The 10164-nt window shown below is 67.8% G+C and carries 8 protein-coding genes; 4 read left to right on the top strand and 4 right to left on the bottom strand.

The features are described from left to right. On the bottom strand, positions 1-437 hold a 437-nt coding region (locus VHS75_RS12250; RefSeq protein WP_329638900.1), incomplete at its 3' end, for a cbb3-type cytochrome c oxidase subunit I. 18 nt (positions 438-455) lie between these two features. Then, positions 456-1448 carry a cytochrome c oxidase subunit II gene (gene coxB / locus VHS75_RS12245; RefSeq protein ID WP_329638899.1) on the bottom strand — a complete coding sequence of 331 codons (993 nt, stop codon included), beginning with the start codon at positions 1446-1448 and terminating at the stop codon, positions 456-458. A 394-nt stretch (positions 1449-1842) separates the two neighbouring features. Between coxB and VHS75_RS12240 the strand changes: the two genes are divergently transcribed. From VHS75_RS12240 to VHS75_RS12230, 3 genes are all read left to right on the top strand, one after another. Further along, positions 1843-2751: a hypothetical protein gene (locus tag VHS75_RS12240; RefSeq protein WP_329638898.1), complete on the top strand. Its 909-nt coding sequence runs from the start codon at positions 1843-1845 to the stop codon at positions 2749-2751. Between the two features lie 278 nt (positions 2752-3029). Further along, positions 3030-4460: a metalloprotease TldD gene (gene tldD, locus VHS75_RS12235; protein WP_329638897.1), complete on the top strand. Its 1431-nt coding sequence runs from the start codon at positions 3030-3032 to the stop codon at positions 4458-4460. A 147-nt stretch (positions 4461-4607) separates the two neighbouring features. Then, on the top strand, positions 4608-6635 hold the full coding sequence (locus VHS75_RS12230; RefSeq protein WP_329638896.1) for a TonB-dependent receptor plug domain-containing protein: 2028 nt from the start codon (positions 4608-4610) through the stop codon (positions 6633-6635). Positions 6636-6646: 11 nt separating this feature from the next. On the opposite strand, the gene VHS75_RS12225 is transcribed toward VHS75_RS12230, so the two are convergent. Further along, the gene (locus tag VHS75_RS12225; protein WP_329638895.1) at positions 6647-8416 is read right to left on the bottom strand and encodes an oligopeptide:H+ symporter; all 1770 of its coding nucleotides are present in this window, start codon (positions 8414-8416) and stop codon (positions 6647-6649) included. A 286-nt stretch (positions 8417-8702) separates the two neighbouring features. On the opposite strand from VHS75_RS12225, the gene VHS75_RS12220 reads away from it, so the two are divergent. Then, entirely contained in the window at positions 8703-9146 is a 444-nt protein-coding gene (locus tag VHS75_RS12220) for a DUF427 domain-containing protein (protein ID WP_329638894.1), read from the top strand. Between the two features lie 38 nt (positions 9147-9184). Here VHS75_RS12220 and VHS75_RS12215 read toward each other — a convergent pair. Next, positions 9185-10164 (bottom strand): glutamate--cysteine ligase (locus VHS75_RS12215; RefSeq protein ID WP_329638893.1); only part of this gene is annotated, 980 nt, incomplete at its 5' end.

Genomic DNA, 10164 nt, shown 5'->3' with positions numbered 1-10164 from the left:
AGCATGATCCAGGAGGCGACCAGCAGCCAGAACGAGATGTTGTTCATCCGCGGGAAGGCCATGTCCGGCGCGCCGATCATCAGCGGCACGAACCAGTTGCCGAACCCGCCGATCATCGCCGGCATGACCATGAAGAAGATCATGATCAGGGCGTGGGCGGTGACCACCACGTTGTAGCCGTGCTTGGAGCCTTCGATCAGCCCGAGCTGGGCGATCCAGGAGTGCGGCTGGAAGATCTGGATGCCGGGCTCATAGAGCTCCCAGCGGATCAGACCGGACAGGGCGCCACCCACCAGGCCCGCCATGATGGCGAACAGGATGTAGAGGGTGCCGATGTCCTTGTGGTTGGTGGAGAACAGCCAGCGGGTGATGAAGCCCGGCTTGTGGTCGTGGCTGTCGTGACTGTCGTGGCTGTGGTCGTGAGCGGCGGAGGCCATCTTACGCGGGTCCTCGGATCAATTCTTGGCCGCGGCCGGAGCCGCGGGTTTGGCGGTGGGCGCGGCGGCGGCAGGCGCCGGCGCGGCAGGCGCCGCTACAGCCGGTGCCGTCGCCGAAGCGGGCGTGGCGGAGGCGCCGGCGGCCAGTGCGGCGGGCGCAGCGGCGGCGGGCGCGGGCGGAGGGGCGGAACCGATCGGCACGCCCTTCTTCGACAGCACCCAGGCGTCGAAGTCGGCCTGGCTCACCACCTTCACTTCGATGGGCATGAAGGCGTGGTCGACGCCGCAGAGCTCGCGGCAGGAGCCGTAGTAGGTGCCGATGCGGTCGACCTTGAACCAAGTCGAGTTCACGCGGCCGGGCACCGCGTCCATGATCACCCCGAAGGCCGGCACGGCCCAGGCGTGGATCACGTCGGCGCCGGTGACCAGGATCTGCACCGTCTGGTTGACCGGCACCACCAGGGGCTGGGTCGCGGCCAGCTTGTAGGGCACGCCGGCCGCCTTGGCCTTATCTTCAGGCAGGATGTTGGAGATGAACTCCGGCATCTTCTGGTCGGGATATTCGTAGCCCCAGTACCACTGATAGCCCGTGGCCTTCACGGTCATGTAGGGCTTGGGCATGTCGTGATATTCGAAGAGCAGCTTGAACGAGAAGACCGCGATCACGACCAGGATCAGGACGGGCACCAGGGTCCAGACCACCTCCAGCGGGGTGTTATGGCTCCACTTCGCCGGCGTCGGATTGGCCCGCTTGTTGTAGCGGACGATGATCCACAGCAGCAGCCCCAGCACGAACAGCGTGATGATCGTGATGATCGGGAACAGGATGTAATTGTGGAAGAAGATGGCGTCATGCTTCAGGGGCGTGACCCCCGGCTGCATCATCACCGAGCCGTTCGTGGGCTGGCCGATCAGATCGTCCGCCAGCGCAGACGCGCCCCACAATGCCGTCAAGGCGCCCGTCGCGATCCCCGCCGCCAGCGCCCGCATTCCCTGAAACCTAGACTGCATGTCCCCTCGGTCTGACTTGTCGGCCGCATCGCGCGAATCTGGCGATCCAACCGACTGTACAGAACGGCGCGCGCGGACGCTCGCGCGCCGGCTTGGCCCTTCATCGCGGGTGCATACGCGCATCCCTTGGGCTTGCCAAGGCGCGAGCGCACGCCCATGGCCCGGCCGTCTGTGACGTGAGCGCGCGAAGGCGTTGCGCGCCTGCTTTCCAGCCGTTTCGGCGACTCTTGTTCGAACGGCGCGCGCACCGTGCAGGGCCGGCGTGGCGAAGGGCGAGTCACGGCAAAAATGTCCAGTGTCGCGGACCGATGTTCCGGGGCATGCTGCGGCGATGATGCGGGGGACGCACGTGGGTTCGAGGGCGCGGGCGCGCAGCGTCGCGGCGGTGTTGGCGATGGGAGCCGTGCTCCTGGCTGGCGCCGCCGCGGCGCGACCTCGGCCCGCCGCCGCCAATCTCGCCGCTAATCTTGGGGGCCTGTGGACCAACGTCTCGGCCACGCCGCTGGAGCGGCCGGCGAGCCTGACGGGCCCGACCGCCACCGACGCCCAGGCCGCCGCCTATCTCAAGCTCTACGCCACCGACAACGCCGCTGACGACGCGTCGGGCGTGGGTGGCGGCGATTCGGAATGGTGGGAACGCGGGACCCAGCTGCTCCGCATCGACGGCCGGTTCCGCACCTCGATGATCGTCGAGCCCGCCGACGGCAAGCTGCCCTGGTCGAAGGCCGGCCAAGCGGTCGCGGCGCGGATCGAGACCACCAGCTATGACAACCCCGAACGGCGCCCGCCCGGCGAGCAGTGCCTGATGGGCGGCTCGGGGTCGGCCAGCGTGCCGATGCTGCCGCACCGGTCTTCGAGCGTCTACATGCTCGTCCAGACGCCCGACCACCTGGCGATCTGGATGGAGTCCGGCCACGACCCGCGGATCATCCGCCTGAAGGGCGGACCGCGCCTGCCGGCGAACATGCACCCCTGGGCCGGCGATTCGATCGGCCATTGGGAGGGCCGGACCCTGGTGGTGGAGACCACCAACCTCAACCCCGGCGAAGGCTGGAAATTCCCGCTCAGCGTCTACATCTCTCCCGACGCCAAGGTGACCGAGCGTTTCACCCGCCTCTCGAAAGGCGAGATCCTCTACGGCTTCACGGTGGACGACCCGCAGATCTACGCTCAACCCTGGCGCGGCGAACTCATCCTGCGCGCTATCAAGGGTCCGATCTTCGAATACGCCTGCCACGAGGGGAACTATTCCCTGCCCGGCATCCTGGCCGGCGCGCGCCATGAAGAAGCGGCGGGAAAATAGAACTCCGCCCATCCCGGCCTTCGCCGGGATGGGCAAATAAGCCCGGACCCCGAAATCGGTCGAAATCCTTACCTTGCGCTAACCGCGCCGGGCAATTTTGGGCCTCGGTCGCGACCCCAACCGCGCCGACGTACAGAGTACCGAGTATCCCCCGGCGCAGCCCCCCTCTCGCGCCGGGGTGATGCCGGCTCAGCCAGAGCCCTCCGACATCCCAGCGCCATCGCCCGCGACGCCGAAGCCGGGTGACGTGGGCCGCCGCGCTCCCTATCTTTGCAGGCATGAACGCCCATTCCCCTGCCCCATCGATCCTTGAGTCCGCCGGCGTCGACGCCAAGCGAGCTGAATCCATCCTGGGCGACGCCCTCGCCGGCGCCGACGACGGCGAGCTGTTCGTCGAGCGGTCCGAGAGCGAGAGCTTCCTGTTCGACGACGGCCGGCTGAAGTCGGCGGCCTATGACGCCACCGAAGGCTTCGGCCTGCGGGTCGTGGCCGGCGAGACGGCGGGCTACGCCCACGCCAGCGAAATCTCCGAGGCCGCCATCGCCCGCGCCGCCGACTCGGCCAGGCTGGCCAAGCGCGGCTATTCCGGCGTGGCCGCCGAGGCGCCGCGCGCCACCAACGCCAAGCTTTATGGCGAGGACGATCCCCTCGCCTCGCCGGACTTCTCCGACAAGGTCAGCCTGCTGCAGGAAATCGACGCCTGGGCCCGGGCCCGCGATCCGCGGGTGGTGCAGGTGATGGCCTCCCTGGCCGGCGAGCGCCGCACCGTGGAGATCCTGCGCGCCGACGGCCGGCTGATCCGCGACGTGCGGCCCCTGGCCCGCGTCAACGTCCAGCTCACCGTCGAGCGCGACGGCAAGCGGGAGAGCGGCTACTCGGGCGCCGGCGGCCGCGCCGGCTTCGAGGCCTGGATCACGCCGGACCGCTGGCGCGAGCAGGTGGACGAGGCGCTGCGCCAGGCGCTGGTCAACCTCGACGCCATCCCCTGCCCGGCGGGCGAGATGGATGTGGTGCTGGGTCCCGGCTGGAACGGCGTGCTGCTGCACGAGGCGGTGGGCCACGGCCTGGAAGGCGACTTCAACCGCAAAGGCACCTCGGCCTTCTCCGGCCGGATCGGCGAGCGGGTGGCCGCGCCCGGCGTCACGGTGTTCGACGACGGGGCGATCCAGGGCCGCCGCGGCTCGCTGACCGTCGACGACGAGGGCACGCCCACCGGCCGCACGGTGCTGATCGAGGACGGCATCCTGGTGGGCTACATGCACGACCGGATGAGCGCGCGGCTGATGGGGCTGGAGGTCACCGGCAACGGCCGCCGGCAATCCTATGCCCACCTGCCGATGCCCAGGATGACCAACACCGCCATGATGGGCGGCGACCACACCCAGGCGGAGATGATCGCCTCGACCAAGCGCGGCCTCTACTGCGCCAACTTCGGCGGTGGCCAGGTGGACATCACCAACGGCAAGTTCGTCTTCCAGTGCACCGAGGCCTACCTGATCGAGGACGGCAAGGTCACCACACCGGTGAAGGGCGCCACCCTGATCGGCGACGGGCCGTCGGCGCTGACGCGGGTGACGATGATCGGCGACGACTTCGGCTTCGACAATGGCGTGGGCGTCTGCGGCAAGGCCGGCCAGAGCGTGCCGGTGGGCGTCGGCCAGCCGTCGCTGAAGATCACCGGCCTGACGGTCGGCGGGACCAGCGTCTGAAGCTTGGCGATAGGCCCTTGGGGAGGGGCCCTCACCGAGACGGACGGATGCATTCTGTCCGCGAATTAATCCACCTTACAGGCATTTAATTGGCGCCCTGATGGCGGCGCAGGTCTCTTCCCCCCGTTTTTGGGGAGCCTGTTCCGTATGTTGCTTTTCATCCTTGCGCAGGCTGCCACCGCGGTTGTCACGCCAGCCTCGACGACGGCTCCGCCCGCCGCCGCGGTGCAACCGGCAATTGTCAGCTATCCCCCGGACTTCTTCACCAAGATCAGCCCGAACACCGCGCTGGACATGGTCAACGCCCTGCCCGGCTTCGCGCTCGACACCGGCGCCGGCGTGCGCGGCTATGAGGGCGCGGCGGGCAATGTGCTGATCGACGGCCAGCGGCCGGCGACCAAGAGCGAGGGGATCGACTCGCTGCTGCAGCGGATGCTGGCGACCCATGTGGCGCGAATCGACGTGATCCGCGGCGGGGCGCCCGGCATCGACATGCAGGGCAAGACGGTGATCGCCAATGTGATCACCAAGCGGGAAAACGGCGCGCGCGGCATCTTCCACTATGCCGACCAGCATTCCAGCGACGGTCGCCGCTGGGGCACCCTGCGGATCGAGGGCTCCGGCAAGGTCGGCGAGCGCAGCTGGGAAGGCGGCGTCACCGTCTCGGGCTTCACCGACGACGGCTTCGGCGACGGCCCGCGGACCGAGACCAACGGCGACGGGGCGCCGAACGCCTCGGCCCACATCCACAGCCAGGGCTGGGGCACCCAGTCGATCGTCACCAGCGCCACCGAGGCGCCGCTGGCCGGCGGCAGCCTGCGGCTCAACGGCCGGATCAGCGGCCAGACCTACGACTCCGCCGAGCTCGACAGCTTCCACTTTCCCGACAGCCACACCGAGCACGACCACCAGGACGACAACTACCTGCAGGGCGAAGTCGGCGCGCGCTACAGCCACGGCTTCGGAGCCCGGACCAACGTCGAGATCGTGGCCTTGCGGCAGGACAAGCACGAGAAATACGCCGACGCCTTCGACACCCCGGCCGACGGCCAGGTCTTCCATCAGGACACCACGACCTCGGAGACCATCCTGCGCGGGGTGGTGAAGTTCCAGCAGAAGCCCTCCCTGTCCTGGGAGGCTGGCGCCGAGGGCGCCTACAACACGCTGGAGAACCACATCCTGTTCTCGGACAACGGGGTGTTCACCACCCTGCCGGCGGCGGACGTGACCGTGGACGAGAAGCGCGGCGAAGTCTTCGGCAAGGCGGTCTGGCGGCCGTTCGCGACCCTGACCATCGAGGGCGCGGTGCGCGAGGAGGGCTCCAACATCGCCTCCAGCGGCGACGTGAACCTGTCGAAGACGCTCTACTACACCAAGCCGCGCCTGGCGGTGACCTGGGCTCCGGACGCCGACGACCAGATCCGCTTCCGCTACGAGCGCGAGGTGGGGCAACTCGACTTCAGCGCCTTCGTGGCCTCGACGACGCTCAGCGCCGGCGTGGTCACGGCGGGCAACCCGAATCTGGTCCCGCAGCAGGACTGGGCGAGCGAGATCGCCTACGAGCGCCACTTCTGGGGCGGCGGCAGCGTGGTGCTGACCGCGCGCAATCTGGAGATCACCGACGCCATCGACCGAGCGCCGATCCGCGCGCCCAACGGCAGCTTCTTCGATGCGCCCGCCAATATCGGCGCCGGCAGCGAGAACGACTTCCTGGTTACCCTGACCGTACCCCTGGAAAAGCTGGGCCTGAAGGGCGCGCAGATCCGCGGCGACTACACCCGCCGCATCTCGGAAGTGACCGACCCCACCACCCATGAACGCCGGCCGATCAGCAACCAGCACCCCTCCGACTGGGACGCCCACTACTCGCAGACGGTCGGCAAGATGATCTACGGCGTCGACGTCGGCGGCGGCTGGCAGCAGCGCAACTATCGCTTCAACGCCATCCAGATCGACAAGCTACAGACCTATGTCACGCCCTTCGCCGAGTGGAAGCCGAACCCCAAGCTGAGCTGGCGGATCGAACTCGACAACGTCACCGCCCGCGGCTTCAAGCACACCTTCGAGAACTGGGACGGGCCAAGGAACCTGGTTCCTCTGGCCCTCGTCGACCTGCGCAGCGTCCACCCCGGCCGGATCATCTACATCCGCCTGCGGAAGACCTTCGGAAGCTGAGGCCGCGCCGGCTACTTCGTGTCGCTGGCGCCGTGGGCCCAGCGCTTGAGCCAGGGCGACAGCACGATCATCAGCGCGCCCGCGCCCAAGCCCCAGAGGCCGATCACGCCGAAGACATGGCTGTAGGTGGCCAGCGCCTTGCCGGCGTCGAGCACCTGACCGCCGATGGTGTCCGACGCGGTCAGCTGGGCGATCTTGGCGGCGACGAACTGAGCGCCCGCGGTGCCCAGGTACCAGGTCGCCATCAGGGTCGAGATCAAGAGCGGTGGCGCGAGCTTGGTCATCTGCGACAGGCCGACCGGCGAGACGCACATCTCGCCTGTGGTCTGCATCAGATAGGCCCCGGCCAGGAAGATCAGCGGGCTTTTGAAGTCGGCGCCCGCGAACTTCGCGCCGAAGATCAGGACGTAGTAGCTGGCCCCGATCAGCAACAGGCCGGCGCCGAACTTGGCCACCGGGTTCGGATCGCGCCCGAAGCGGCCGAGGAAGGTCCAGATCGCCGCCATGATCGGCGCCAGGATCAGGATCCAGCCGGACTGGAAGGACTGCGCCTGGGCCGGCTTCATGCTCTGGTCGCCGTAGAGGTGCAGATTGACGTTGCGCTCGGCGAAGAGGTTCAACGACGAGCCGCCCTGTTCGTAGAGCGCCCAGAACACCACCGAGGCCAGGATCAGCACGATGGCCAACAGCAGACGCTCGCGCTCGACCTTGTCGGCCTTGGTCGCCATGTACCAGACGAGATAGGCCAGCACGGCGATCGCACCGATCCCCAAGAACGCGCTGACGATGGCGAAGCTCTGCACCACCACCCAGACCGCGGCCACGCCCGCCAGGCCCGCGATGTAGATCAGCCACTCGGTGTTGAGCGGCCCGATCACCGGCTTGGCGAGCGCGACGGGGTTTGGCGGCTCGCCCTTGCCCTCGAGCATCGGCTTGCCGAGCACGAAGACGATCCAGCCCAGCGCCATGCCGACCCCGGCCGCGCCGAAGCCGGCCCACCAGCCGATGGTCTGGCCCAGCCACCCGCAGGTGATCGACGCCAGGAAGGAGCCCAGGTTGATGCCATAGTAGTAGAGGGTGAACCCTGGATCGCGGCGCGGATCGCCCTGCGGGTAGAGCTGGCCGACCATGGCGGCGATGTTCGCCTTCAGGAAACCGACGCCCATGATGATCAGGGCCAGCGCCAGAAAGAGGATGTTCTTGAACAGGGGCGCCTGGTGGGCGACCGAGATCTGATAGTCGCCCTTGGCCATGTGCGACGGCAGCGGCGCATTGGCCGGCAGGCCCTTGATGTCCAGCCCGCCGCCGGCGGCGGCGGAATAGGCATAGGGCTGTCCGCCGACCAGCAACTTCACGTCGCGCGCGTCGGCCCGGCCGGTGACCTGGAAATTGTAGGCCGCGCCATGGGTGGTCAGCACCTGGGTCGCGGGCTCGCCCTCCAACGCCATGGTGAAGTGGCCGGCGACCAGCAGGAGCGCCCCGAATGCCACCGCCTTGCGGGCGCCCAAGAACCGGTCGGCCAGGAAACCTCCGATCACCGGCAGCAGATAGACCAGCGAGGTGTAGGCGCCGTAGGACCCGGCCGCGGTCGTGTCGTCGAACAGGAAGTGCTGCGTCAGGTAGAAGATCAGCAGGCCACGCATGCCGTAGTAGGAAAACCGCTCCCACATCTCGGCGAAGAACAGGATCCGCAGGCCCTTTGGATGCTGGCGAAGCTGCAGGATGACCGGGATAGCCGTGACCGCCGCAACGACGATCCCGGCCACGATGACGATGTCCATGCGACGGCTCTGGCCTCTTCTTAGCGGAGGCGCGCCGCCCCCAAGACCCTGCCCTGACTGACTTGATCCAAGTCAGTCAGGAGAAGCAGGGTCGTCGGTTTTATCCAGAGCCCTTCCCACTCAGGTTGATCCAACCTGAGTGGGAAGGGCTCTCGGCGCGCGCCGTCATGATTGCGCGGCAGAAAATCACCTACACCCCCTAAGTACAAGGCGGCCCAGGACCCATCTAGGGAGGACCGGAGCCTGGGCTGGCGTTCCGCGTTACGACGCCTGAAGGAGACCTGCCATGAAGACGCCTGGCCCCGACCATCCCATCACGATCCAACCCGCCGCCAACCGCTGGCGCGCCCGCTTCGCCGGCCACGTGATCGCCGACAGCGCCGACGCGCTGATCCTGCGCGAATCCACCTATCCGCCGGTGATCTACTTCCCGCGCATCGACGTGGAGATGGGCTTCATGAGCCGCACCGACCGCGGCACCCATTGCCCCTACAAGGGCGACGCCAGCTATTTCACGGTGCTGATGGACGGCCGGTTCGCGGAGAACGCGGTCTGGACCTACGAACAGCCCTTCCCGGCCATGGAGGCCATCGAAGGGCGCCTGGCGTTCTACACCGACAAGATCGAGGTCTATGAGGTCGCCGAGGCGACGGTGAACCCGGATCGCCGCCGCGATCCCGCCGAGGACTACGCGATCACCGTCGACGACGTGGTGCAGCACACCGACTGAGGCTTCGCCGTCTGTCCCTCCCCATTGAGGCAGGGAAGCTAGTACGCGAAACTCTCGAAGACCTTGCTGGCGTCACCCTGCCAGGGGCCGTTGTAAAGTTCGAGCAGGCGTTCGGCCGGGGTGATCCCGCTGGCGGCGATCTCGTCCAATTCGGCCAGGTAGCCGCTCTCGTCCACCAGGCCGCCGGAGAGGCGGTTGCGGCGCTTCAGGCCTTCGCGGGCGATGGCCAGCATGTCCTTGGCCACATCCTGCACGGTCCGCCCGGCGATCTCGGCCTTCAGGCCGACTCTCGCGACATCCGCGCGCAAACGCTCGTGGTCCTCGATCTTCCAGTCCTTGCAGAGGTCCCAGGCGGCGGCGAGCGCGGCCGGGTCGTAGAAGATGCCCATCCACAGCGCCGGCAGGGCGCAAAGCCGGCTCCAGGGGCCGGAGTCCGCGCCGCGCATCTCCAGGTACTGCTTCAGCCGCACCTCGGGGAAGATGGTGGTGGTGTGGTCGGCCCAGTCCTTCATCGTCGGCTTCTCGCCCGGCAGTTCGCTGAGCTTGCCGTCCATGAAGTCGCGGAACGAGCGGCCGGCCAGGTCGATGTAGCGGTCGCCGCGCTTGGCGAAGTACATCGGCACGTCCAGCGCGTACTTCGCGTAGGTCTCGAAGCCGAAGCCGTCCTTGAACACAAAGTCCAGCATGCCGGTGCGGTCGGGGTCGGTGTCGGTCCAGACGTTGGCCCGGGCCGAGACGAAGCCCGACGGCTTGCCCTCGATAAACGGCGAATTGGCGAAGAGGGCCGTACAGACCGGCTGCAGGGCCAGGCTGGTGCGGAACTTCGCCACCATGTCGGCCTCGGAGCCGAAGTCGAGATTGGCCTGCACCGTGCAGGTGCGGAACATCATGTCGAGGCCGAGCCCGCCCACCTTGGGCATGTACTGGCGCATGATCCTGTAGCGGCCCTTGGGCATCATCGGGACCTGCTCGCGGGTCCAGATCGGCGTGAAGCCCAACCCGAGGAACCCGAGCTCCA

Source organism: Phenylobacterium sp. (assembly GCF_036264965.1).
Taxonomy (GTDB): Bacteria; Pseudomonadota; Alphaproteobacteria; order Caulobacterales; family Caulobacteraceae; genus Phenylobacterium.
The sequence above is the reverse complement of the archived record's forward strand: the minus strand, read 5'-3'. Positions and strand labels throughout refer to the sequence as shown.

Excerpts from the sequence above, each read along its gene's own strand:
- VHS75_RS12230 (WP_329638896.1), top strand. The coding sequence starts at position 4,608 with ATGTTGCTTTTCATCCTTGCGCAGGCTGCCACCGCGGTTGTCACGCCA.
- VHS75_RS12240 (WP_329638898.1), top strand. The coding sequence starts at position 1,843 with ATGGGAGCCGTGCTCCTGGCTGGCGCCGCCGCGGCGCGACCTCGGCCC.
- VHS75_RS12220 (WP_329638894.1), top strand. The coding sequence starts at position 8,703 with ATGAAGACGCCTGGCCCCGACCATCCCATCACGATCCAACCCGCCGCC.
- VHS75_RS12225 (WP_329638895.1), bottom strand. The coding sequence starts at position 8,416 with ATGGACATCGTCATCGTGGCCGGGATCGTCGTTGCGGCGGTCACGGCT.
- coxB (WP_329638899.1), bottom strand. The coding sequence starts at position 1,448 with ATGCAGTCTAGGTTTCAGGGAATGCGGGCGCTGGCGGCGGGGATCGCG.
- tldD (WP_329638897.1), top strand. The coding sequence starts at position 3,030 with ATGAACGCCCATTCCCCTGCCCCATCGATCCTTGAGTCCGCCGGCGTC.